Here is a 25390-nt window from a genome sequence, read left to right as displayed (position 1 = left end):
TAACCGCCCTCACGACTAATATTGGAAGCTCCTAAACCAAGACTGCTCCCCCAAAACACACTAATTTCTAATACATCGCTTTCACTGCAACTGAAACTTCACACTTACTCTTTACCAAAATGTCATAGCAACTCGATTAAGCTACCATTATTTACCAACCCTACACTAAAGTCATGTTCCCCAACGTTTCGCGTGTCTTGACCGATCAGATTGGCTATTCATCCAACATTACAACGCCCAAGTCAATTGCCCTGAATGAATTCAGAGGCTTGTCGCTCACGTGTCTGGCGACACAGTAGTCCAACATGCCTATTAGACACTCCTACTCGTAGTGGCAACATCGTCGGGTAATTGACGGCTACCCGTTTAACTACCAGGTTTACCCGGTAGTTGTTAGCTTTTGAATCTTGGGTCGTTTGACACCGCTCAACCATTCATGTCCAAGCATCTCAATATTCATTGCGCCCAATCGATCATCATTGCAACGATACTGGCACTGCACACACCAATACTCGTGCGTGTCATGATGGCGATTAGTCTTCACAATCAGCCCACACTTTGGACAGCGTTGCGAGGTATATGCTGGTGATACCTTCACGACGGCACTCTGAACCGCTTGCGCTTTATACGTTAGGAATGCTTCCAGTTGGAAAAAAGCCCAAGAACGATGGCTGTTACGTGAGGATTTTGGTAAGTCTTCGGTATTGAAGGTCACGTTGGTTAAGTCTTCCAAAACAAAAACCGTATGTGAACCGTATAATGCAACGAGTGTCTTAGCCAACCGATGATTCACATCGGCCATCCAGCGGTTCTCTCGTTGGGCCAGTTGCTTCAGCTTCTTCTTGGCTGACTTGGACCCTTTACTTTGGAGACGGCGCCGATTCTCCAAGAACTTCTTCCGCCGAAGTAGGATCTTCTGACCATCGAAAAAAGTAGTCTTTCCCAGATGGTCATATGCGGTGGCCAAGAAGCGCACGCCACGGTCAATACCGACAATCTGAGGACTATTTCCTTTGTCAAAATCAGTGATATCCTTAGTGATGCCAATATGTAGGAACCATTTTCCTTGGTTGTGGACCAGTTTGCCAGTCCCTAACTTCCAGTCGCCCTGAAAGTAGTCTTCAAAACCTTTATTGGTAAAAGCTAGCTTCGTTCGCTTCCCAAGAGTGGTGATGGAGATCTGGGTCATGCCATTGACGAAAGAATAATTACTCTGACGAACCAAATCGGCTTGAGGCCGGCGAAAATAAATCGGTTTTTCCAGCCACGTCAAGTCTCGCGGAATTTGAATCCACTTATTATCGGTTGCCTTGTAGCGATAAGCATGTTGTTTCATTTGTTCCTGAACCGTCTTGTAACGAGCGACAACCGTGCGAAAGACCGATTGCACCATTTGACTATTGAGCGCCGATTCTTGTCTAAACTTTTTATACAGATGGTTATTTATTTTCAACCAACTCAGTGGAAAGTCGTGGTCAAAGACCCACTGGCTGACAATGTTCGCTAATCGCTGATATTCTTGGGTCATAGCTAGAAATTCACCGGCTTGAATCGTGTCTAGATAGAGTCGCAACTTAATCGTACGTCCTAGTTTAACCATCGGCTACCTCCCCTGTAGGTTGGACTTAGTATACCATATCCGGTAGTCCAATAGGGGAACGTATGTTTAAGGAGGGTTTAAGTTCTGACATTCATCCAGCGATTGAAATCGTGGGTTTTCTGCCTTAGTTTTAATAAAAACGGGCCGCTAGCTCACAAAGTTAGTGAACTGGCGGCCCGTTGCCGTGCCACGACACATTCCCTTCGCAAGTTTGAGCTTGACAGGTTCCAAGGGATTGCGGAGTTCGCCGCATCTCAGCCCGTCGTGGACACCCCTAGTGTACTGGTTAATTTAAGCATAACAGGTTTTACCGCCACGTCAACGGTTCTCGCGTTACCGGGTAATCTGTTCAGCCGCTTTACCAATGACTTGCCACATGCGGTCAATCATCTTATCGGACAGGAAACGCCGCACCCACAAGATTTGACTCCCCGCGCCCGCCGAGTAACGGGTCTTGGGCCGCCGAGACAGTGCCGCCTTGTCCACCAACCGGGCAACGACCTTGGGCTTACTGGAGAACTTCTTGACAGCCTTTAGAATCGCCGCTGCTCGGCCAGCATCCTTCTCATACGGGCCATTCGCGGACAGTTCCTGCAAATGGTCAGCCGCAATATCTGCCCATTCTGATTGGATTGCTCCCGGTTCAATCACCGCCACGTGGATGCCCTGAGGGTCGAGTTCCAAGCGTAGCGCATCTGATAGCCCTTCCAAGGCAAATTTAGAGGCCACATACCACGCGCCAAAGGGCTGGGCCACCTTGCCATCGACCGATGTCACGTTGATGATCCGACCGGCGTGCTGTTGGCGCATCATGGGCAGAACCGACTGAATCAGCCGTGCCGCCCCAAAGAGGTTCACGTTGAATTGGTCCTCTGCCTGTGCCATGGGAACGTCTTCGACCGCACCCATCAAGCCATACCCGGCATTGTTGACCAAGATATCCACCCGACCAGTCTCGTTGACGATCCGGTCGACCGCGCTTTCCACGCTAGCCGGATCGGTAATATCAAGTGCCAGCGTCGTGATGCCTAGGTCGTCGAGATCATTCATCCGGCCGACCCGCCGCGCCCCGGCGTACACCGTAACCCCGTTTCGATGTAAACTCCGTGCAATCGCATTGCCAATTCCTGACGATGCACCTGTAACCAACGCAACTTTTCGATGTGCCATATATTTTCCTCCTAATTTGACGAACCAACTAATTGTTTACGTTCATTATAGAACTCTCGGTAGGCCCAGTAACAGGCCAATACCGAGCCAATACTCGTCGCCGACATTAACATGAAGGTGACCATGATCTGATACTTAATTGCTCGAACCGGGTCCACACCAGCAAAAATCACCCCGGACATCATTCCCGGCAGACTCACAATCCCCACGGTCTTGGCGGAGTCGATGGTTGGCTGCATGCCCGTCTTGATACTGGCCCGGATCATGTCGCGAGAAGCGTCCTTCGTCGCTTAGAGAATTGGTGCCTTTGAAACTCGGTTCTCAGAGGTTCAAAGCAAGCTTCGAGACCGCCCTTTGGCTCGGAGCGTCCGCCCGCAGCGCCACAGCCAATTTGCGACCCGCGATAAGGCGCAATCAACCGCCGGTGTGAGCGATAAACGCATATAAGCTTATTGTACCCAAACGGGGCCACCTTGCCTATGGAAACGGCTTCAATTTGGTAAAAAAAGCTCACGGCCCCGGTATGCTCTAAAGTTTGGTATACTATTCAAGACCGTAACTGTTCGGAATTAAGAATTTAACTTAACTAACGTCAACCTAGTAGGAGAAAATATGCCAAATTATGAGTCAAAGAATCACCGCGGCTATAACGACCGCAATGACCGCAATGACCGCAACGACCGGCGCCAACACGGTGCTGGAAACCATTACCAGCCCAACACTAACCACCGGCCAACGAACCGGCGACCACGCCAAGAAACGCCCCAAATTCAAGTCGAAGTTGGCCAGCGTTTCCCACTAACCATCAAGCGCATGGGCATCAACGGTGAAGGTATCGGCTACTACAAGCGGATGGCCGTGTTCATCCCCGGTGCCTTAACGGATGAAGAAGTCGTTGCCGAGGTCACCAGTGTGGCAACGCGTTACCTGCGGGCCAAGATTCACCGCGTCCGTAAGACCAGTCCTCACCGCGTGGAACCCCGCGACAGCTACGCCGATCAAGTCGGTGGTTTTGAGCTGGAACATTTAGACTATCCTGGTCAATTGGCCTTCAAGCGAGATGTCGTTGCCCAATCTCTCGAACGCTACAAGCCCGAGGGCTACCGCCACTACGATTTACGACCAACCTTGGGGATGGACGACCCTTACGGCTACCGGAACAAGGCCCAATTCCAGGTTCGTCGCAATGCAGAGGGGAAGGTCGAAGCCGGCCTTTACGCTGAGCGCAGCCACGACCTGGTTGACCTAGAGACCTGTTCCGTCCAGATGCCCGTGACCATGACTGTCATGCGTGCCGTAGTGCAGATGCTCCAGGATTTAGATATGCCGATCTACGACGAAGAAGCTGAATCCGGTATCGTTAAAACGCTGGTAGTTCGCGCCGCAGCTCATACTGACGATGTCCAACTGGTAGTCATCACCAATTCGCCAAAATTACCACACAAGCATGACCTGTTGACGCGGATTGCAGATGAACTGCCCCAAGTCACTTCCGTCATGCAAAACATCAACCCTGGCAAGACTTCCCTCATCTGGGGTGACGAAACGGTTCATCTGGCAGGCGCTGAAGCCATTACGGAAAAGCTCGACGGTCTTGCCTTCAAGCTCTCCGCACGGGCCTTTCTCCAGCTGAACCCGTCACAAATGGAAGTTCTCTACGGTGAAGCCAAGAAGGCACTGAACTTACAGCCCGGCGAGACCGTTGTCGATGCTTACTCTGGTATCGGAACAATTGGTCTCTCCCTAGCAGATGTTGCCGAGGAAGTACGTGGTATGGATGTGATCCCAGAAGCTGTGGCGGATTCCAATGAGAACGCCGCTGCTAATGGTATCACCAACACCCACTATGAACTTGGTACGGCCGAAGAACTCCTACCAAAGTGGATTATGACTGGTTTCCATCCGGATGCCATTGTGGTCGATCCACCCCGTACTGGCTTGGATGACACGTTGATTGAAACCTTGTTAGCGGTGCGACCACCAAAATTGGTCTACATCTCCTGCAACCCCTCAACGTTGGCCAAGGACTTGGTTGAATTGACGCACGACTATCAAGTTGACTACATTCAGTCCGTGGACATGATGCCCCAGACGGCCCGGTGTGAAGCCGTCGTTAAATTAAGTCGCCGTCATTAATTAGCACTTCTCAGATCTTTTGAGGGATTCAATCGTCGTTTAACGTGGTGCTTGTTATCCGGTAGGTACTCTGTCTTGGTGACGTGTAGTCACCACTTAACCCGCACCAAATAATCGCAACCAATAGATTAATAGGCAGACACGTCTTTTCGTGTTAGACTTTTATTTAACGTAATAACACTGAATTCTGTAGAAAGTTGGCAAATGACATGCAAGATCCTTTCAAGGGCTTTAACAACGACGATGATCCTGATAACCAAAATGGTGACGGCCCTCAAGGTCTGCCGTTACCGCCAAACTACGCTACCGTTGTTAATCCCGAAACGGGGAATATGCGTATCGCCAAGGTCGGATTTTCCTGGACGATGTTTCTTTTCCCCCCGTTTCCAACCCTTTTCCGGGCTGACTGGTACAATTTATTTTGTATCATGGGTGTGGAATTAAGTCTCATGATGGTACTCTCCATGATGGTTCCCGTCAATCAGCTCGCCCAGTTCTTCGCGGTCGGCGGCTGGGAAATGTTACGCGGCTTCCTGTGGGGATTCCTCTACAACATGATGTACTTCAAGCATCTGTTCACCAAGGGCTTCGTCCCAGCAGATGACCGGTCTAAGGAAATTCTGACCCACGCCCGCTACTGGTCTCAACCTAAGGACAACGACTAACTGAAACGTGGCCTGTTTGGTCAGGACGTGTTTCGACAATAACTATTAAGCGCATAAAAAGCGTTCAGAACAGGTTATGTTCTGAACGTTTTTTGATAGGGATTGTAGCTGACTCTCGTCTTATGCCTGCTTCGTTGGGTAAATGGTGAACTCGTTAACGTTAACTTCGGCGGGTTGGTCAATAGCGAAGTTGACGACCCGTGCGATAGCGTCCGGCGTGATACCGACTGCATCGTAGAGTTGATCCATCCCCTGCTTGGCCCCCTCATCGGTAATCGTGTGGAGTAACTCCGTGTTGATGGCGGCTGGATACAACGTGGCCGTCCGAATATTGGTCCCCTCCTGAGCGCTTTCTGTCCGGATAACTTCCATCAGATTTCGTACGGCAAATTTCGTGGCGCCGTAGACACCGGAACCTGGGAAACTCTTGATACCAGCAACGGAGGAGGTCGTGACGATTTGACCATGCTTTTGCTTGGTAAAGTCGGGCATGACCGCAGCCACCCCGTTCAGCACACCATACAGGTTGATGTCAATCATGTCCCGCCACTCCTTCACGTGCAACGCACTGATGGGCGACGTTGGCATGATACCTGCGTTATTGAAGATAACGTCGATACCGCCAAATTGCGACTTAGCCAAGTCAACCAGGCCTTGGACCTCGGCGGCTTCCCGGACATCAGTCACTTGGTAAGCGGCCTGACCGCCAGCAGCCTTGATCTCACCGACGAGTTCTTGGAGACGAGACTCACGCCGAGCACCCAACACAACCTTCGCGCCATTGCTGGCTAATAACTTTGCGGTGGCAGCACCGATACCGGAAGAGGCCCCCGTAATCACAACAACTTTATCTTTAACCGTCATATTGAATCGCTCCTATACATTATTTGATGAAGCAAGCATACCCGGTTAGAGTAACTCGAAGTCAAGGCCACAGTTGAACTTTTTTAAATTAATTCCTAAGATAGCTCACGCTTAGCCGGTTTTAGTTGCGCCACTGCGTGGGATTTGGTAAATTGAGGACTACGACTATGACGGTTAAGCAAAAAAAGGAGAAACGCATGCAAACGACGCGATCCGATGGCCCACTGAAACGCTTTTTCAAAGGCGTGATCATTGCACTAGGCTTCATTCTTCCAGGTGTCTCCGGCGGGGTTCTTGCCGCCATTCTGGGCATCTACGAACGACTACTGGGCTTCATGGCCCATTTCCGACAGAACTTTAAACGCGACTTCTGGTACTTTGTGCCGGTCGGCCTCGGAGGCATCGTGGGGATTGCCCTGCTTTCGGCCCCCTTGGAATACCTGTTGGCCCACTGGCAAGTTGTCGTCCTGTGGGGCTTTGCTGGCGCAATCGTGGGAACACTGCCCGCGCTGATGCAGACGGCCAGCTCTCAAACACCCCGTGACGCTGCGGACTACGGCTGGTTCTTCGGCACCCTATTGATCAGTAGTGGTCTGTTGTACTTCATGAGCGATATTTTCGGCACCCTTCCCGCCAACTTCTGGGGATTCATGGTGGCCGGTATCCTGATCGCTCTGGGTGTGCTGGTACCCGGCTTAAGCCCGTCCAACCTCCTATTGATTCTGGGGCTATTCACGCCCATGCTGACCGGCTTTAAGAACTTTGATTTGCTAGGTGTCTACCTGCCAATTGCGCTGGGGGGGCTATTATCCATGATTCTCTTCTCCAAGGGAATGGACTACCTGATTCACCGTTTCCACTCGCGCGTGTACCACTTCATCTTGGGGATTGTGGTCGCCAGTACCGTCTTGATTCTGGTGCCGAATTCTCACGCCGCCGAAAGCATTTCTTACGCCGGAGCGACCTGGAGCACCCTATTATTCAGTGCACTGGCGCTGGTCGTTGGGGTGGGCCTAGGCTATTGGATGAGCCGACTCGAAATTAAATACAAGTAAATTCTAAACGCCGCGAAAAACTAGCTTTTTTTCGCGGCGTTAGTCTATAAGTGGCGTCGGTTGAGAGAATTCGACATTTCACTGCCGAACGGGTTAACCCAATTGTTCGTTTCTCTTTGCAAAAAAAGTGAGACTAAAACCGCAATTTTTACATTAGTTATAAATAGGGGGGCCATTCCATCCGGAACGGTCCCCCCTTAGAAATTCAATGATTTAATGACAGCACAAATCGGCTACAGATTATTTGGCTTGAACGCCCGCGTCGCCTTCACCGCTTGTTTCCACCCAGCATAGAGGTGCTCGCGACGATCCGGCAACATGTTGGGCGTAAATAACCGCCCGGCGGTCCGAATTTGTTTGATCTCATCCAGATCCTTCCAGTACCCCACGGCCAGTCCCGCCGTAATGGCCGCCCCCATCGCTGTAGTCTCTTCATCAGCCGCCCGTTGCACCGGCGTGTCGAGAATATCAGCCTGGAACTGCATCAGGTAGCGATTCCGGGAGGCCCCACCATCGGCCATTAGTTCGGAAATATCGATGCCAGTATCCTGCTTCATGGTTCGCAAGACATCACGGGTCTGGTAGGCAATTGACTGTAGCGTCGCCTTCACGAAGTCGTTACGATTCGTCCCCCGTGACAGGCCAAAGACGGCCCCCTTTGCATCGGGATCCCAGTACGGTGCCCCCAATCCGTTAAAGGCCGGCACCACGTAGACTTCATCCTCATCTGTCGAGGCCATGGCAGCCTGACGGGATTCGGGGACGTTGTCAATAATCTTCATACTCTCATGAAGCCAAGCCAGCGCGGTTCCAGCCACTAGGATCGACCCTTCGAGCGCGTAGGTCACCTTACCATCCATTTTATACGCAATCGTCGTCAGTAGATTGTGCTCGGATGTCTGCGGTTCATCACCGGTATTCATCATGACGAAGGCCCCATCGCCATACGTGTTCTTGACGGTACCGGGTGCCAAGGCCAGTTGCCCCAGCAAGGCGGCCGATTGGTCCCCAATCAGACCAGCAATTGGGACTTCCACCCCATAAAATTGGAAATTTTGCGTGACGCCGTAGACTTCGGAACTCGACTTCACCTCAGGCAGCATCGCTGAAGGAATGTTGAGCCAGCTGAGAATGTCCTGATCCCATTTGAGCTCGTGAATGTTGAAGAGCATGGTCCGACTGGCGTTACTGTAGTCGGTCACGTGAATCTTCCCACCAGAGAGCTTCCAGGCCAGCCAACTGTCGACCGTCCCAAAGAGCAGATCACCATTCTCGGCGCGCTCTTGGGCGCCCGGCACGTGATCCAAAATCCAGCGAATCTTGGTTGCACTGAAGTAGGCATCCAGCACCAGTCCGGTTTTATCCTTAATGGCCTTGGTTCGGCCATCTGCAGCCAACTTTTTCGCCAAGCTCGCCGTTTGTTGACTTTGCCAACCGATGGCGTGATAAATCGGTTCGCCAGTAATTTTATCCCACACAATGGTGGTTTCTCGTTGACTACTGATACCAATGGCTTGAATGTTTTCTGGATGAATCGAGGCATCGATGAGCGCACTGGCGATCACCGAGAGCACACTGTTCCAAATCTCGTTGGCGTCGGATTCGACCCAGCCCGCATGCGGGTAATACTGGGGAACATCCTTGAAGCCCTCGATAACCTTGCGCCCGGTGTGATCAAAAATCATGGCCCGGGTACTACTGGTCCCTTGATCGACCGCCAAAATATAATCTTCCGGTTGTTTAAGTGCCATATGTATTTACTCCCTCCATAACTGCTTTCAAATCGGAAGCGGTTCCAATTTCACTTCACTCATCATAGCACGACCCCGGTTGAAAACACCAGATTTTGTATCGGGTTCCAATCACTTTGCCACTTCCTTAAGCTTTTAAATCCATGTCGGTTTCGCCTTACCGGCCGGCAGAATCCCTAGCAGTCGCGAATGACAATCTTAGTCTGTAACCTTCAGTTGTTTCCCCGCTAAGAATGATTGCGCAAAATCAGTGTCATTTTTGACCTGCTTGCCGAACTCATCGATCAAGGCATGGAATTCTTGGTAGTCAGTCAAACCAAAATCGAGTTGGCGCATGACCGTTTTCTGAAAAGCCGGATACGTCTTGGGCATAGTTGCACCTAGCCAGCTGAATAACCGCCGCGCATAGGTGTCGACCATGAAGGTGCCGTGATCCAGCGTGTACATTAAGATATAGTCGGCAGTTTCGTTGCCAATGCCCGTAATGCCGAGCAATTCTGCGCGTAGACTAGCCCCATCACGTTGCTTCAACGCGGCCAAATCATCGTTGGCCTCGCCCAACCAAGTCGCCAGCGCAAGAATAGCCGCACTCTTGCGTTGGTAGAAGCCACTGCTGCGAATTACTGGAATCAGCGTATCTTGTGTGTAGTCCCGCAACTTGGCTGGGTCAAAGCCAGTTTGTGCCTTGAGCGCGATCAGTGACGGCTCCACGTTGCGCCAATTAGTGTTCTGAACCAGGATCGCCCCTAGCATGATTTCCACGGGTGTTTCGGCCCACGGTGTGCCGGGCTTTAACCAGGGCTGCGGCCCCATCTCCTTCGCCATCGTGTGATACAGTTCATCTAGCGTCACCTTGCTTGCCTCCATTTCGAAAAAATCAGTCCCATCTATTTTACCGAAATCGCCAAAAATCCGCCAGCGAACGCACTTTAATGACACTAAAAAGAGCCCGAGGTCAGCCCCAAGCTCCAGTAAGTCTAAAATTTGTTACGCCCTATTCACTACCATAACTGCGAATATGTAAAGATTAAACCCGTTTGATGACTAAGCGGATATCGCCTTCGCCTTCGGGATTCAACTCTTCTTTGTACTCGAAGTCAGCGCTTTCGAAATACTTTTTGATTTCGTCGTTTAACTCCTCAACGGGCCGAACATCCTTATCTTGGCGTTGCAACAAAAGCGTGTATTCCTTCGAATCCTCATCGACGTTTTCAAAACTGTAAAGAATCGCTTCAGAATTCAAAATCTCTTGAATCACTTGACGTTCTGTCATCATGTTTACCTCGCTTTATTTTTTTGTCTACTATTCTATTGTAGGGTTATTCAAAATAATTGTGAACTATTTTGTCAAAATATTTTTCACAAATTAGGTAGCGTTTCCAAATCAATTATATTAAGGTTTTCAACAACTACATAGATTCCGAAAATTGCCATTAATCGTCGCCGCCAGTCCCCAAATAAAGCGCTATTCCTAAAGCCATTTCACCCCCGATTACGACCCGGTCTACCAGAAATTCCAATTCGCCAAATAAGCGTGACAAAGGCGTCGCACGACGGGTATACTGAGCAGTATCATCATATTACCTGAAGGTTGAAAGTTCCAAATACTCATTATGACCGTTGTCACAACGATACAGAGGCTAAAATTAGGCAACATTGTCCAACCATCGCCTTACCGGCCGGCAGATATGGGCTGGATCGGTGCGAACACAACTTGAAGCCTCGAAAGGACCGAGTCTACAAGCTTGGTTTTCTACTAAGCCAGCGGGGAAATCACCCCCTGACTAAGTAGAACGACGCGCCTGAGCCCATATCTGCCGACTTCTCGGCTGACGTAGTTGGTTTGAGGTAACGTGGATTACGCCTATAGAAACGTTATTGTTTTATGCTTAACCCCTAACAACCATCTGAAATTCGGTGTTTGAAATTGATGTACACAATCAAAGCCGGAGGCGGTCAGGGATGGAGCTAGCCGTGTCGACGATGTTAGACCGGGCGATTTTCTCCCGGCCTTACATCGTGGGACGACCTGAGAGACGCCTGAACTTGGCGGCTTTCAGGCGAGTCGGAAGCCCGCCTTTTGGCTGGAGGCGTTCCCCACAGCAAGCGGAATTCCTGACAGCCGGAGTGCGACCATTAGCATGTTACTGATAAATCACAACCAAGCTTCTAGATAAGACAGTTAGCTGTCAAAACTTCATTGCAGATTAAATCTGTATGAGTCGCAAACATTGAAAGGAAGCGACGCTATGCGCCCACGCATTGCTTTACCCGCCGACACTCTCGACGAAGCCACCAATATCATTAACGAACGAAACGCTGCGTTTGCCCCTCGCCCCGCAGTGGAGGCCATCGTCAAAGCCGGCGGCCTCCCCATCATCCTGCCGAGCGTCGACCCATCCGACGTTGCGGACTACCTGCCCCTCTTCGATGGTGTCCTCTTTCTCGGCGGGGCCGATGTCGACCCGACCTTCTTTAATGAAGAACCCCACATCCGATTGGGCAAGACCTACCGCAAACGCGACCTCTTTGAAATCGAATTATTGAAACAGGCCGTCGCCAATAATAAGGCGATTCTCGGCATTTGCCGGGGCTTGCAACTGATCAATGTTGGTCTGGGTGGCACCCTGTATCAGGATCTCAGCGAAGATGCGACCGCCTACATCAAGCACAGCCAGGCGGCCATGGGCAACCAGCCCAGCCATCATATCACCGTCACGCCCGGTAGTATGCTGAGTACGCTGGTAGGCTCTCGGCCTTACGTTAATTCGCGGCACCACCAAGCTGTCAAAGACGTCGCACCAAGCCTCCAAGTAACTGCGATCGCTGATGATCACGTCGTCGAAGCTTTGGAATCACCAGACAGCGATCAGATCCTGGCTGTGCAGTGGCATCCCGAAAACATGTATAAACATCACGAAGACTCGCGTCAGATCTTCGCAAACTTTGTCCAGCGGGCAGCTAAGCGGACGACAACTTTGTGAAAAAGCTTTTCATTGCTCCCAAAGTAAACTACACTAGGGAGTAGACGAAAGAAAGTAGGGTGACTCACGGTGGCGAAGATGCAGGATTTTGGACAACGCATGCGTTTTTTAGTGTTCTCCATCTTTTTAAATTCCGCCGCTAATGCCCTGACAATTTCAACCAACCTCGGGAGTGCTGTTTGGACCGGGTCATCCGTTAACTTGGCGAATTGGATTCACGTCCCTCTGGGAACAACCCTGTTTGGCTACGGGATTGTCGTCACCATCATGAACCAACTGTTTCTGGGTCACTTCGATCGCAAACGGTTCGTCTCCAACATCCTCTACATCATCCCCTTCAGTTACTTGGTCGAGTGGATTGGCTACTTCTGGAACTGGATTGGCGTCAACACGCTGAATCTAACCGGACGCGTCATTGTTGATATCATCGGGTTATTCGGTGTTGCCGTCGCCGTGTCCATCTACCAGCGCTGCAACATCATCATGCACCCCAATGATGACTTGGCCTACATTCTGCGTTTCCGATTCCTCAAAGGTTCTGCCATCATCGCCCAGTGGACTAGCTACATTCCGCCGGTCACGATTATCGTGTTATCCTACATCTTTACTGGTCAGTTACACGCCATCGGCTTCGGAACGATATTGGCACTGGTCGCTCAGGGTGCCGTCATGGGCTGGTCCGACTACCACGTTTTCCCAAAGTTGAAACACCACGTGGATGTTTAAATTATTCTTCAAATAAAAAAATTTGTGAGCTATTTGAGGTTAGAACCCTATCGTCCTAACCTCTTTTTAATTTAAAAAATATTAACGGACTGTCATCATTGGGTAGGTAATTCGAACATACCAAAAACCAATTTGACCTGAGACAAAGCGTGTCTTAATCACTTGATATGTCTATCATTAGCACAAGCAAATTTTAAACTAGAACCATCGTATGAACTATTTTCTCGTTTGTAAATCATGTGATTACCCCATTTCAGTTCTCGTGTGCAACTAGTTTTTTTGCCTATTATTCATCTCATTTCATTTTAACTGGATAGGCTATAATCGCCCGTCTGCCAGCGGTAGCCCCCTTATATTATATATTTAATTATGGTATACTGCTTTCAAATAAAGAAGCGAAAAGTATACGGGGTGAGCTAAATGTTAAAGATGACTAGAAAAATTGCGATTGCCGGCTTATCATTAATTCTCTTCGGAGGCGTCGTCAGTCCCAGCGTGGTTCACGCTGACAGCACCGGCACTTCAAACAATGCGAACGCAGCCACGACTAAGGCTAGCGATGACGCAAAAACAACAATTAAATTTGGATCAATCGGTATGCCATATACCTTAATTAGTGACAAAGACGGTATTACAAAGTATTATACCTACCCGAATGCGCCTGCCGTTTTAACTGCGGACGAGATTAACAATGATGACTATATGAATAAACTCGTCGCTGACAATCCCCTTCTCCCTTCGGATACACAAAGCACCCTTCAGCAACAGCTTGCGACACCTGTCACGGTCGACTTAAATGAATCCTACCTCGATTACATTTACGACGCTTCGGCACTACCAGGCGTTACGAAAGATGAACTCCGCGAACAACAAACACTTTCTCCATATACAATGGTATGGCTGGCTAATCACGTTGCCCAAAAGAGCACGGGCGCTATTACTTTTGATCAGCTTCAAACCGACTACAGAGACTCACTTCAAAAGAAATTGAAGGCTGCTCCCATTGCAGCAGGTCTCCTATCGCTAACGGATCAAATGTTCAGCGATGAAGCCACCTATGATGCTGTTGGGGAAGTCATTTATACCAGCCTAATCGGAAACACTGTCTTGAGTAACTATTCAGACGATAAGTTAATGACCCTTGATCCAGATGCTACCGCTCGTCAAATGCTCTCACTGATCAATAAGCCGATGTCTGACTATTATCTAAAACAAGCTGACGGCACTTATCAGATGAGTGGTTTACTTTTGAGCGGTCTAATGGCCTACAGCTTCTGGTTTGAAGAAAAACCCACGATCCCCGCCCCAACACCAGCTACCAGTCAGCCCGTCACCGTCCACTACGTCGATGACCAAGGAAACACGCTGAAGCCGGACAAGACCTTAACTGGTAATCTGGGCAGTAGCTACAAGACTGATCCCCTCGACATCGATGGCTACGCCCTTACCAAGACGACGGGCGACGAAACGGGAACCTTTAGTTCTACGGCCAAGTCCGTGACCTACACCTACGCCGCCGTCATCACCACTGGTGGAGACGCCGATACAATTGCACCCGAGGGCACTGTGATCTACGCCACAAAGAAGCTCGGTCTCTACAAAAATGCCACCTTCACCAACAAGGCCCGTAAACAATGGTACGCGAAGAAGGCCCGCATCAACCGTCCCATGTTTGTGGTCACAGGGTATGCCAAGTCCAAGAACGGTGTCAAGCGTTACCAAGTCAAGGATGTCAATCATCACAGCAAGACTAATGGCAAGACTGGTTACGTCACAGCTAACGCCAAGTACACGAGCCGCGTTTACTACGCGACTAAGCACAAGATCATTACCGTCATCAATCCTAAGGGCGTCAACGCCTACAGCAAGAAGAACCTGACCAACAAGAAGGCCCACTACAAGCAAGGCCAAGTTCTGAAGGTCAAGAAGATCGTGAACCAAAACTTAACGACCCGCTTCGTCCTGACCAACGGCCGCTACATCACCGCCAACAAGATGCTCGTTCAGTCCGGGAAGCAAACCATGCCGAAACGCGTTCAAGCTAAGACTGCATTGAACCGCTACGGGACGGCTAACCTCACGAACCTGAACAAACATTTCTCCGCACACACTATTCTCAAAGTGACTGGCTGGACTTATTCAAATGCCAATAACTTTAGTAAACGTGACACGTTGCGGTACCAAGTTACCGGTGGCTATATTACCGGGAATAAGCAGCTTGTCCGTACATTTAGGTAAGAATTAAGACATGAAGAACCGCCTTCCAGCTGGACTGGGAGACGGTTCTTTTTTGATTTTGAATTGATTAGTTTAGAAATTTTGGAGTTGAGACTGTTTTTTGGGGGAGTTACTTTGTAGATTTGTTACGACCGCTTGGGATTGCGCGCGAGTTTTAACATTGCCGAAACGTGCGCCACAAGGCAGACTCCTGCGCTTAACCCCAATAAGGGCAAAAGCCAGGTTCATTGCCATTCTACTTGTTCAAAGACTTCCTCTAAGTCTACGTTGCCGAAACGTGCTCCGAAAGGCAGGTCCCTGCGCTTAACCCCATTAAGTCAAAAAGCCAGGCCCGGGCTTTTTACCTTAATGACGTTAATGCTCAGGACCTAACCGCCTTTCTCCGCACTCTATTTATATTCTCCCGCCAGCTTTCCAAAATCAACCGTCCCCAACCCCGCTGCCTGGTTATAGATCTTGCCCGGTTGGCCGACGTAGTAGAGATTGCCGTTGTCGGTCGATGCATCTAGCTTGGTGAACGGTGATTTCGCCGTCTGTGCTAACTTGTAGATTTGTGGATTCCACAGCCCCATGCGCTTGCTGCGATTGCTGTTGATAACCGCCGTCATCGCCGCAAACTGTGGCGCTACCACGCTGGTTCCGCCAATGACATTCCAGCCATCCGAACCCGTATAGGAATCGTAACCCGTCAGTGGGTCCGCATCCGCGACAACATCCGGATAGTTTCGGCCGCTCGCCGTGCCGTGAATCAGACTGGTTGTCAAGTTAGGCAGACCACTCGCCGTCAGATACTGCCGGGCATTGTAAGTATTTATCCCGGATACGCCCTTTTGATATTTCGGCGTACTGTATAGTGTGGAAATGCCCCCACCACTACCAGCTTGGAGCATCCCCATCAGATCATCGTTTTTGGTGAAGAATGTCTTGTCCTTCTGGTACGCTGCGAAAAGATAGTCGCCACCCCAGGTTCGTTCTCGATCGACCTTAACTGTGATATCGTTAGCTAACGTTCCTTCAACAGGAAGCGTCGTTCCACCAGTTGCAGTGACCCACGGGTTGTTCGCTGGAAAATTGGCGTAAATCCCCTCGTTAGTTGACCCATCACGATTCAGGCTCTCCCCATAGGCACCGGTATCGCCGGACGCCGCAAAGGTTGAAATTCCCTGCGTCGCCCCCTGTGCAAGCAGCGTACTCATAATGCTCCCGTACAGTGGTGTCAGCAGATGATATTTATTAAGACTCTGGAGCACACCTTCCGACAGGCCCCAGCTCAACGATAGCGAGCTGGCCTTGTTCTCGGCAAAGGCGCTGGCAAACGAGTTGATCCAACCGACATCACTCAAAGATGCCGTGTACACGCGGATCTTGGCCTTCGGTGCAATCGCCCCAGCCTGTTCAACATCCAGCGCCGTCTCGTCATTGCCGGGGTCCACATCGCCCCAAATGTTATCGCCCCCGGTTGCTTTCACGCTGATACGCGCCGCTGAGGACGCCACACCCTCGGCCGACCAGAAGTGGGTAATGTCAGACTTGACCACCTTGCTAAAGCTAATGATACCAATGGTCTGACCCTTGCCTTCTTGTCCCTGGGTCGCCTTAGTTGTCGCATTATATTGCGTCAAGAAGTTCTGTGGCGCGCCATCACTCGTCGGTCCCGTGGTGCTCGTAGCTGATGTATCCGCTAAGCTACTGAGCTTGACCATGTTGGTAATCCCCACGACAGCCTTGATAGGCTTCGCCACATTCTTGGGTAGTTTAGGCGTCTTCTTGGCATACTGAATCTTCTCACCATGATAACGGGCCGTCTTCAGCTTGGTTGCAAACGTCTTGTTCACCGCGGAAGCAGACCCCTTTAACTGCATGATCAACCCATTGTTATAGGTCGTCACCTTTAAATGATGGGCCTTGAAGTAAGTTGCCAGCCGCTTCGTCGTGGTCGTTGACTGTCCAAATTTTTGTCGGAATTGCTTAGGCGTCAGGTACTTCTTGAATTGCTTACTGCCTGTGGTGTTGACCGCCAAAGCAGTCGATGTCAGCTTACTGCCGTTACGAGTCTTCAAGACCAGGTCCAAGGTGATCGTCTTGCCGGCCGACACCTGCTTAGCTTGTTTCAAATTACGCAATTCGCTCTCCCGATAAGGTGTTGCCACCGTAGTGGTCGCGGCCGCTTGGGCCTGCACGCCACCACAACCAACCAACCCCACTAACAGGCTGGCTAAAATCAATCGTCCCTTCATCCAATCCCTCCTACGACTCTATGTAACATCTAATTAATGGGTAACAATTGTCGCCTATTAGTTAGGGCCATTATACCCCGCTACCAGTGAATTTGCGGGGTCAGTTACCCATGATTGACACAATTAGTTACCCTATCAAACAGAACCCCTATCCACCGTTTTTCGGGATAAGCAAACGGGTAGCCGCAACCATTTAGCGTTGCGACTACCCATTTTGTGACTTATTCTAGTTCACCGGTTAAGATAAACTGTTTGATTTCTTTGAAAGTTTTTTTAGATTCCGGCAATTCTGGCCACAGAATGTAGTCATGAAGCATCGATTTCATCACGTGTGCCGTGAACGGCGTGCCACTGGCCGTCTCCAACTTTTGGAGTAGCCGCTGGTCGTCGGCCCATAACAATTCATTGGTGCCATAATACAGCATGATTGGTCCCAGGTCGTCAAAGTTACCATAGATGGGACTGACGATGGGGTCCGTCACCGGATGATTCCCCGCGTATTTAAAGCCAATCTTTTTTAACGTTGTCAGCGTGAGGAACGGATCGTGTTTAGCAGCCACGTTAAGATCGGGATTCATCATACTGAGATCGGTCCACGGCGAGACGAGAACGGTTCCAGCCGGTAATGGTTCTTGATTTTCCTGTAACTGCTGGAGTACGGTCAGCGCCAGCCCCCCGCCGGCCGAATCCCCCATTAAGAAGAATTGGTCATCCGGATACTGTGCTCGCAGATATTCGTAAGCATTCATCGCGAACGTCACCGTCTGATCCACGGTGGCCTCAGGAACTAACGGGTAATCAACATAGGATACACGCAGATTAGCTTGCTGGACCATCGCCACCATTAATTTCCGGTGACCTGTCGTCCCTTGCATGGTATAGGCCCCGCCGTGAAATAAGATCACGTGCTGGGGCAACGGCGCACCTGAACCCGCGGTGAGAATCCGGCCACCAAAGACTTCACGTTCCCTAGTCACAATGGCTTCCGGGAATCTCTGAGGCACCACGGCGCGGTTTTGCCGACTGGGTTGTAAAAATGCTTGCTGCATCTGCTGCTTGAGCTGACTATGCTGGGTCTTGAAGAGTAACCATTTCCCACGCAAACTCACGACTATCACCCTATCTTTTTGCCTTCTTCATTCTCTTTACCCTTATGCCAGTATACAGCGTTTCGCGAAAAAGCGCTTCCCCCAGAAGCAATTACTAGGTAATTTTTGCAAAAACCGTTAAAATAGAACGCGTAGCAACTGACAGGAAAGGGTGGAAATAGTAATGACAAACAACCGAATTATCGCTGTGACTGGGGGCCTCAACTTCAGAGAATTAGGGGGTTATCCCACGATCGACGGGCAAACAGTAAAGTGGCATAAGCTGATTCGGACTGCCGGTTTGGCTGACCTCACCCCCGCAGATCAACAGCATCTTACTGACTACGGTGTTGTCGCTGACGTCGACTTTCGTTCTAAGGACGAACAACGCCAGTCACCTGACAAGGTTCCAGCTGGCGTCAACTATCACTTTCTTCCGGTCTTCCCTGCCGACGATGAGACGGATGCCTCGGCATCACAGGAACAGTTGGTGGAACGCTTCTCGACTGACGACCAATCCGGCCACAATCATATGCTGGATGTTTATCAGCAGATGATGACGCTGCGTTCCGCGCAAGTTGCCTACCACGACTTCTTTGAAACCTTATTGGCAAATGACCAACCGGACAAAGCTGTGCTATTCCACTGTACTGCTGGCAAGGATCGCACCGGAATGGGTGCCTACTTTGCCTTGAGTGCCTTGGGTGTTGATCCCCAAGTGATTCGCCAAGATTACCTGATGACTAATGACGTGATTGCACCAAAGATTGCGCAACAGAGCGCGGCGGCTAAGGACCGTGGCCTGAGCCAGACGTTCATCACCAATATGCGGGCTCTCTACACGGTTAGCCCGGATTACTTTGACGCAGCCACTAAGATTGTGAATACCCAATATGGTGGCGCCCAGGACTATCTACGTGATGTATTGGGCCTCTCTGGTCACGATATTACTGACCTGAAACGACTTTACTTGGATTAAAATGGATTGACAAATCGCCGAATGACTGCCAGACTAATCGCTTATTGGTTAGTCTGGCTTTTAACCACAAGGAACTCGGATAGCTATTGATTATCGTCTACGGTGGCTAGGAATTCCACCTGCTGTGAGGCCAAAGAGTGGGCTTCCAACTTGCGGTACACGTTCATTGTGGGTAAATGCCCTTCGTTCCCTCAGTAGTATTAAATTTGTCGCTGTCACCTGACAATTATTCAAAAACACTTCTTACAACCAATTCGATCAAAAAACACAATCAATCTCAAAATATGAAAGGACCTGATTAATTGAAAAAGAAAACGTTGACTTGGACTCTCCCTCTGGTTGGTATTGCGGCGACCTCGTTATTTGCTAGTGAACGACTCTTTAACTTTGCTTTTAAGCGGGTCAATTATGTTCCCGAAACTTCTGCCGATAAGCAAAAATACGCCGACGCCTACTACGCTTATGTGGACTGGTACCAAGCCGTTCCTAAGGAAAAATGGTACCTCCACGAGCACGATGCGAAGAACCGGATGGTAGCAGAATATATTCCTGCTGAGACACCGAGTGCCAAGACCGTCATCATTTCTCACGGGTATAAAGGCAACGGAGAAACCATGGCCAACTTTGCTCAGATGTACCACCGTCTAGGATTTAACGTTCTCTTACCCGATGATCGCGGTCACGGCGAGAGTGCTGGCAAATACATCAGCTTTGGTTGGCTAGACCGGCTAGACTATCTTCAGTGGATTCAACAGGTTATTGACCGAGCCAATGCCGACGTGAAGATTCTCCTGTTCGGCGTTAGCATGGGTGGCGCCACCATGGAAATGCTATCCGGTGAAAGTTTGCCGCCCCAAGTCAAAGCCATCATCGCCGACTGTGGATACTCCAGCATCGAAGCTGAGCTGACCTATCTGCTCAAACGGCAATTTCATTTGCCAAAGTACCCAATTGAACCGCTTGTCAGCACTATTTCTAAGCGGCGGTTGGGTTACTATCTGGGCGATGTGACGGCGACCGACCAGCTCAAGAAAAATAAGCGACCCATTCTCTTCATCCACGGGGAAAAGGACGTCTACGTGCCAGTCGGCATGGCCTATGAGAATTACGCAGCGACCCATGCCGCTAAACAACTGTGGATCGTGAAAAATGCCTCACACGCTGAGAGTTTCTGGATCAATCCTAACCGCTATCAAGCCCATGTTGAAGAGTTCCTGGAAACCTACTTTGATGCGAATGACGCATAAAGCTTCACACGTTTAGAATTCCTTTAATAAATTGTCAAAAAGTCGTCACAGATTTCCCCCGTTTCTATTCACAAACTCCGGGTATAGTAATAATCATAGTAATTAGCCAATAACTGTTACTAGTCAAATTCTATATATCCAATCCCTTTAAGATTCTCTCCCCCTAAGAGAATCGCATCCTGGTTAGGTTCCCTCAAGCCTAACCAACTCCTCTAAACTGAGTGTCACTCCCCCTAAGTGACCTCACTCCTCATAAAAAAGAACCGCACTGTTCTCTCCCCGAGACGGTGCGGTTCTTTTCGTTTATACGGATTTACAGTCGGCCCCACGCCCGGTAAAAGTCTTGGCGGTGGTGCAGTTCATCCTGTGGTTCTTGACTGGCAAGCTGTTGCTGAATGGCTTCCCAGCGCGCTTCACTGAGGAGAACGGCGCCTTGCTGCTTACCCACTGTGGTTTCAATCTTAACGGGTGTCCCCGTGCTGGCTGCTTGCATGAGTGCTTGTAAGTTCTGCTGTGCGTCAGTCACTGAATAAGTCGTCTTCATGTGTGCCATTCCCCCTAGAGTGTGCGCTAGTCTAAAGCTAACCGGTGAAAAATGTAAGCCACGCGACGTAGGTGATAGTGATAGTCAAAAGCATCTTCAATTTGATCTGGTGTCAGGCGCGCCGTAATTTTGGCGTTTGCTTCTACCAATGGTCGGAACTGTACCTGTTGGTCCCAGGCCTGTGCCGTCAACGGTTGAACCAGGTCGTAAGCGTCCTCACGACTAAGACCTGATTCGATCAACTTTAACAGTAACCGCTGGCTGTAGATCAGGCCGTACGTCCGGTTCATGTTCGTCTTCATCGTCTCCGGGAAAACATCCAAGTTGCTTAAGATCCGGTTGATTCGATGCAGCATGTAATCCAACAGCGTCGTACTTTCTGGTAGAATCATCCGTTCAGCCGAAGAGTGAGAAATATCCCGTTCGTGCCAGAGGCTCACGTCTTCATATGCTGTGACCATCGTCCCGCGCAGAACTCGCGCCAACCCGGTCACATTTTCTGATCCTATCGGGTTTCGCTTATGTGGCATTGCTGAAGACCCCTTCTGCCCAGGGTTAAAGTGTTCCTCGACTTCATGAATTTCCGAACGCTGTAGCCCACGAATCTCGGTCGCAATATTTTCCACGCTGGTTCCGATCAAGGCCAGGGTTGCCACGTAATCTGCATGAAGATCGCGGGGGAGCACCTGTGTGGCAATGGGCTGTGCCGTAATGCCGAGTTGCTTACAGACGAATGCTTCCACTTCAGGGGGTACGTTGGCAAAGGTTCCCACCGCCCCACTGATTTTTCCGGTCTCAACTTCAGCAGCCGCCCGATCGAAGCGAGCCAAGTTCCGTTGCATTTCTTCATAGAAACGCGCCATCTTCAACCCAAACGTGGTGGGCTCGGCCTGAACCCCATGGGTCCGACCAATCATGACAGTCGTCTTATACCGTAGTGCTAGCTTCTTTAAGGTCGCAATCAACGCCGTTAAACTCTGACGGATCACGGCATTCGCCTGCTTGAGTCGGTAGCCCTGCGCTGTATCCACCACATCGGTACTCGTCACACCAAAGTGAATCCACTTCCGCTCATCACCCAGCGACTCCGAGACATTGCGCGTAAAGGCAACCATATCGTGATGGGTCACGGCTTCAATCTCAGCAATACGCTCCACGTCAAAGGTAGCGTTGTCCCGAATCTTCTGAGCATCTGCGGTAGGGATCTCTCCCAATTGCGCCCAAGCTTCATCAATGGCAATTTCAACGGCCAACCAAGATTTGTATTGATTCTCTAATGACCAGATCTGACCCATTTCCGGTCGGGTATAACGTTCTAACATGCGTTTCCTCCTATAAATACGGACTAAAACCCGAACATTATTTAATTATAGCTCATGTAGCTCCAAAAGTAATCATACCATAGATCATCCTATTTTAGCCAGCAATTTTGTATGCATCTACCGGATAATTAGTTTTATATAGAAATAAATAGAACTTTATCAACTATAAATATAAAAATTGTTCGCTTTTTAGTTGATTTTTATTTCCGAACTTGTTACACTTATTCTTGCTGGGTGTTCGGCTCAGTAAAATAAAGTAATGAGGTGTTGTTATGTCATCAACAGTAGTAGTTGGTAGTCAATGGGGCGACGAAGGTAAAGGAAAAATCACAGATTTTCTAAGTGAGAAGGCTGATGTCATCGCCCGCTACCAAGGTGGTGACAACGCCGGTCATACCATTGTTTTTAATGGTCAAACGTTTAAACTGCGGTTGATTCCTTCAGGGATCTTCTACGCGGACAAGACCAGCGTCATCGGTAACGGTGTCGTTTTAAACCCACAATCATTGGTTCAAGAGCTCGCCTACCTGCACGAAAACGGCGTGGCTACGGATAATCTCCGGATTTCCGACCGCGCTCACGTCATTCTGCCTTACCACATCTTGCTGGATCAAGCGCAAGAAAAGATGAAGGAGAATAAGATTGGGACGACCAACAAGGGGATCGGCCCCGCCTACATGGATAAGGCCGAACGAATCGGGATTCGGGTGGCCGACCTGCTTGATCACGACATCTTTGCCGACAAGCTCCGGCAAAACTTAATTGAAAAGAACAACGTTTTAACGAAACTCTATAATGAAGAACCGCTAGACTTTAACGAGATTTTTGAAAAATACTACGCGCTCGGTCAACAGATTAAAGATCACGTGACCGACACATCCGTCGTCATCAACGACGCATTAGATGCCGGCAAAAACGTGCTGTTTGAAGGTGCACAAGGTGTCATGTTAGATATCGACCATGGGACATATCCCTTCGTTACGTCTTCAAACCCCGTTGCCGGTGGCGTGACCATCGGTGCTGGTGTGGGTCCCACTAAGATCGACCACGTTGTCGGCGTTTGCAAGGCCTACACGTCTCGGGTCGGCGATGGCCCATTCCCAACTGAACTGTTCGACGAGATTGGCGATACCATTCGCGAAACCGGTCACGAATACGGGACTGTTACGAAACGCCCGCGTCGGATTGGCTGGTTCGACAGTGTTGTTCTTCGTCACGCCAAGCGTGTTTCTGGTTTGACCACCCTGTCACTGAACTGCCTGGACGTCCTGACTGGTCTGAAGACCGTCAAAATCTGTAAAGCCTACGAACTCAACGGCGAAACAATTTACCACTACCCCGCTAGTCTGGTTGACCTTGATGCTTGCCAGCCCATTTACGATGAATTCCCAGGTTGGACTGAAGATATCACCCAGTGCCACGCGGTAGAAGACCTACCCGTTAATGCGCAAAACTATGTTAAACGATTAGCTGAATTAGTCGGCGTCGAGATCGCAACGCTTTCCGTCGGTCCAGACCGCGAGCAAACGAACATTTTGCAAGACGTCTGGAACGCCTAATTCACGAATAAGGAGTGACCTTACATGCACCCTGCCGAAGTATTTGATTACGAAGATATTCAATTGATTCCCAACAAATGTATCATTGAAAGCCGTCACGATGCCGATACTAGCATCGAATTTGGCCCCCACCGGTTCAAGATTCCGGTGGTCCCTGCCAACATGGAAACGGTCATTAACGAGCCGCTAGCTATCTGGCTTGCCCAAAACGACTACTTCTACGTCATGCACCGTTTCCAACCCCAAGAGCGGCGGGGGTTCATCGAACGGATGCACGAAAAGTCATTGTTTGCCTCCATTAGCGTCGGCGTTAAGGCTGACGAACACGCCTTTATCGACGAATTAGCTGCCGCTGACCTAGTGCCAGAATACATCACAATCGATATTGCCCATGGCCACAGCGATGCGGTCATTCGCATGATCAAGCAGATCAAGGACAAACTTCCTGACAGTTTCGTCATTGCCGGGAACGTCGGCACCCCTGAAGCCGTCCGTGAGCTCGAAAACGCTGGTGTTGACGCGACCAAGGTCGGTATCGGTCCTGGTAAAGCCTGCATCACCAAGCTCAAGACTGGGTTCGGGACCGGTGGCTGGCAACTAGCCGCCCTCCGACTCTGTGCCAAGGCTGCCCGGAAGCCAATCATTGCCGACGGTGGGATTCGCTACAACGGTGACATTGCCAAGTCCGTTCGTTTCGGCGCCAGCATGGTCATGATTGGCTCAATGCTCGCCGGTCACCAACAATCACCTGGTAACCTGCTAACCATCGACGGCCGGACCTTCAAGCAATATTGGGGTTCCGCATCCGAAAAGCAAAAAGGGGCCTACCGAAACGTTGAGGGTAAGCAGATGTTGGTGCCATTCCGTGGCAACATCGCTGACACGCTCAACGCGATGCAAGAAGACCTCCAATCTTCAATCTCCTACGCCGGCGGTCGCAACTTGTTAGACATCCGGACCGTGGATTACGTCATCGTCAAGAGCTCCATCATGAACGGTGATAGCTACTAACCGCCGTCTCACTTAATCCAGTGCGCCATTGAAATACTCTGAAACACACCTAAAGTTACCCCTAAAAATCAGCTAGACGCTGATTTTGGTTCTAAAATATCTGTTGTTGGTAATCAAATGAATTTGATTACTGGCAACGGATATTTTTGTATAATCAAAGAATGTAAAAAAATGTACAAAAAAGGGATATAGTCGCAGACCTATATCCATCCAC

Annotated in this window: 20 protein-coding genes, 1 pseudogene and 1 riboswitch; of the genes and pseudogenes, 10 read left to right on the top strand and 11 right to left on the bottom strand. The window is 49.9% G+C overall.

Annotation, left to right across the window (positions count from 1 at the left end):
* Nucleotides 1–379 precede the first annotated feature (379 nt).
* The 3 genes and pseudogenes from ACKTSF_RS11825 to ACKTSF_RS11815 form a co-directional block, all read right to left on the bottom strand.
* Nucleotides 380–1600: an RNA-guided endonuclease InsQ/TnpB family protein gene (locus ACKTSF_RS11825; protein ID WP_407889680.1), complete on the bottom strand. Its 1221-nt coding sequence runs from the start codon at nucleotides 1598–1600 to the stop codon at nucleotides 380–382.
* Between the two features lie 180 nt (nucleotides 1601–1780).
* Nucleotides 1781–1886, bottom strand: a riboswitch (TPP riboswitch).
* 47 nt (nucleotides 1887–1933) lie between these two features.
* Nucleotides 1934–2770, bottom strand: coding sequence for an oxidoreductase (locus ACKTSF_RS11820; RefSeq protein WP_407889678.1), 837 nt, complete (start codon nucleotides 2768–2770; stop codon nucleotides 1934–1936).
* An 11-nt stretch (nucleotides 2771–2781) separates the two neighbouring features.
* Nucleotides 2782–3048, bottom strand: a pseudogene (locus ACKTSF_RS11815) (ABC transporter permease); the annotation flags it as partial.
* Between the two features lie 334 nt (nucleotides 3049–3382).
* On the opposite strand from ACKTSF_RS11815, the gene rlmD reads away from it, so the two are divergent.
* Together rlmD and ACKTSF_RS11805 are read left to right on the top strand one after the other, a co-directional pair.
* The gene (gene rlmD, locus ACKTSF_RS11810; protein WP_407889676.1) at nucleotides 3383–4906 is read left to right on the top strand and encodes a 23S rRNA (uracil(1939)-C(5))-methyltransferase RlmD; all 1524 of its coding nucleotides are present in this window, start codon (nucleotides 3383–3385) and stop codon (nucleotides 4904–4906) included.
* Nucleotides 4907–5115: 209 nt separating this feature from the next.
* Nucleotides 5116–5571, top strand: a complete 456-nt coding sequence (locus ACKTSF_RS11805; RefSeq protein ID WP_407889674.1) for a hypothetical protein — start codon at nucleotides 5116–5118, stop codon at nucleotides 5569–5571.
* Nucleotides 5572–5691: 120 nt separating this feature from the next.
* Here ACKTSF_RS11805 and ACKTSF_RS11800 read toward each other — a convergent pair whose 3' ends face one another.
* Entirely contained in the window at nucleotides 5692–6435 is a 744-nt protein-coding gene (locus ACKTSF_RS11800) for an SDR family oxidoreductase (protein WP_407889672.1), read from the bottom strand.
* Between the two features lie 197 nt (nucleotides 6436–6632).
* On the opposite strand from ACKTSF_RS11800, the gene ACKTSF_RS11795 reads away from it, so the two are divergent.
* Nucleotides 6633–7490 (top strand): DUF368 domain-containing protein, encoded by an 858-nt coding sequence (locus ACKTSF_RS11795; RefSeq protein ID WP_407889670.1) that lies wholly within the window; start codon nucleotides 6633–6635, stop codon nucleotides 7488–7490.
* A gap of 233 nt (nucleotides 7491–7723) precedes the next feature.
* Here ACKTSF_RS11795 and glpK read toward each other — a convergent pair whose 3' ends face one another.
* From glpK to ACKTSF_RS11780, 3 genes are all read right to left on the bottom strand, one after another.
* Complete coding sequence (gene glpK / locus ACKTSF_RS11790) at nucleotides 7724–9241, bottom strand: glycerol kinase GlpK (RefSeq protein ID WP_407889668.1); 1518 nt, start codon at nucleotides 9239–9241, stop codon at nucleotides 7724–7726.
* Nucleotides 9242–9439: 198 nt separating this feature from the next.
* The gene (locus tag ACKTSF_RS11785) at nucleotides 9440–10093 is read right to left on the bottom strand and encodes an endonuclease III domain-containing protein (RefSeq protein WP_407889666.1); all 654 of its coding nucleotides are present in this window, start codon (nucleotides 10091–10093) and stop codon (nucleotides 9440–9442) included.
* Between the two features lie 175 nt (nucleotides 10094–10268).
* Nucleotides 10269–10514 carry a hypothetical protein gene (locus tag ACKTSF_RS11780; RefSeq protein WP_407889664.1) on the bottom strand — a complete coding sequence of 82 codons (246 nt, stop codon included), beginning with the start codon at nucleotides 10512–10514 and terminating at the stop codon, nucleotides 10269–10271.
* A 976-nt stretch (nucleotides 10515–11490) separates the two neighbouring features.
* Between ACKTSF_RS11780 and ACKTSF_RS11775 the strand changes: the two genes are divergently transcribed.
* The 3 genes from ACKTSF_RS11775 (at nucleotide 11491) to ACKTSF_RS11765 (ending at nucleotide 15189) form a co-directional block, all read left to right on the top strand.
* On the top strand, nucleotides 11491–12225 hold the full coding sequence (locus ACKTSF_RS11775; RefSeq protein WP_407889662.1) for a gamma-glutamyl-gamma-aminobutyrate hydrolase family protein: 735 nt from the start codon (nucleotides 11491–11493) through the stop codon (nucleotides 12223–12225).
* A 69-nt stretch (nucleotides 12226–12294) separates the two neighbouring features.
* Nucleotides 12295–12951: a YczE/YyaS/YitT family protein gene (locus tag ACKTSF_RS11770; protein ID WP_407889660.1), complete on the top strand. Its 657-nt coding sequence runs from the start codon at nucleotides 12295–12297 to the stop codon at nucleotides 12949–12951.
* A 420-nt stretch (nucleotides 12952–13371) separates the two neighbouring features.
* Nucleotides 13372–15189, top strand: a complete 1818-nt coding sequence (locus ACKTSF_RS11765; RefSeq protein WP_407889658.1) for a DUF5776 domain-containing protein — start codon at nucleotides 13372–13374, stop codon at nucleotides 15187–15189.
* 389 nt (nucleotides 15190–15578) lie between these two features.
* Here the strand turns inward: ACKTSF_RS11765 and ACKTSF_RS11760 are convergent, their stop codons facing one another.
* Both ACKTSF_RS11760 and ACKTSF_RS11755 read right to left on the bottom strand, forming a co-directional pair.
* Nucleotides 15579–17426: a S53 family peptidase gene (locus tag ACKTSF_RS11760; protein ID WP_407889656.1), complete on the bottom strand. Its 1848-nt coding sequence runs from the start codon at nucleotides 17424–17426 to the stop codon at nucleotides 15579–15581.
* 221 nt (nucleotides 17427–17647) lie between these two features.
* On the bottom strand, nucleotides 17648–18535 hold the full coding sequence (locus tag ACKTSF_RS11755; protein WP_407889655.1) for an alpha/beta hydrolase fold domain-containing protein: 888 nt from the start codon (nucleotides 18533–18535) through the stop codon (nucleotides 17648–17650).
* Between the two features lie 163 nt (nucleotides 18536–18698).
* Here ACKTSF_RS11755 and ACKTSF_RS11750 point away from each other — a divergent pair, with 163 nt between their 5' ends.
* Both ACKTSF_RS11750 and ACKTSF_RS11745 read left to right on the top strand, forming a co-directional pair.
* Nucleotides 18699–19493: a tyrosine-protein phosphatase gene (locus ACKTSF_RS11750; RefSeq protein WP_407889653.1), complete on the top strand. Its 795-nt coding sequence runs from the start codon at nucleotides 18699–18701 to the stop codon at nucleotides 19491–19493.
* 302 nt (nucleotides 19494–19795) lie between these two features.
* A complete protein-coding gene (locus tag ACKTSF_RS11745; RefSeq protein ID WP_407889651.1) occupies nucleotides 19796–20740 on the top strand; it encodes an alpha/beta hydrolase in 945 nt (314 codons plus the stop codon).
* A 313-nt stretch (nucleotides 20741–21053) separates the two neighbouring features.
* On the opposite strand, the gene ACKTSF_RS11740 is transcribed toward ACKTSF_RS11745, so the two are convergent.
* Both ACKTSF_RS11740 and purB read right to left on the bottom strand, forming a co-directional pair.
* On the bottom strand, nucleotides 21054–21284 hold the full coding sequence (locus tag ACKTSF_RS11740) for a hypothetical protein (RefSeq protein ID WP_407889649.1): 231 nt from the start codon (nucleotides 21282–21284) through the stop codon (nucleotides 21054–21056).
* A gap of 26 nt (nucleotides 21285–21310) precedes the next feature.
* Entirely contained in the window at nucleotides 21311–22606 is a 1296-nt protein-coding gene (gene purB, locus ACKTSF_RS11735; protein WP_407889647.1) for an adenylosuccinate lyase, read from the bottom strand.
* Nucleotides 22607–22878: 272 nt separating this feature from the next.
* Between purB and ACKTSF_RS11730 the strand changes: the two genes are divergently transcribed.
* Both ACKTSF_RS11730 and ACKTSF_RS11725 read left to right on the top strand, forming a co-directional pair.
* Nucleotides 22879–24165 (top strand): adenylosuccinate synthase, encoded by a 1287-nt coding sequence (locus ACKTSF_RS11730; RefSeq protein ID WP_407889645.1) that lies wholly within the window; start codon nucleotides 22879–22881, stop codon nucleotides 24163–24165.
* A gap of 24 nt (nucleotides 24166–24189) precedes the next feature.
* Entirely contained in the window at nucleotides 24190–25176 is a 987-nt protein-coding gene (locus ACKTSF_RS11725) for a GMP reductase (protein WP_407889643.1), read from the top strand.
* The last annotated feature ends 214 nt before the right edge of the window (nucleotides 25177–25390 follow it).

This window comes from Levilactobacillus muriae (assembly GCF_045862015.1).
GTDB lineage: Bacteria > Bacillota > Bacilli > Lactobacillales > Lactobacillaceae > Levilactobacillus > Levilactobacillus muriae.
Note: the sequence above shows the minus strand (reverse complement) of the source record. Positions and strands in the feature narration are given on the sequence as shown.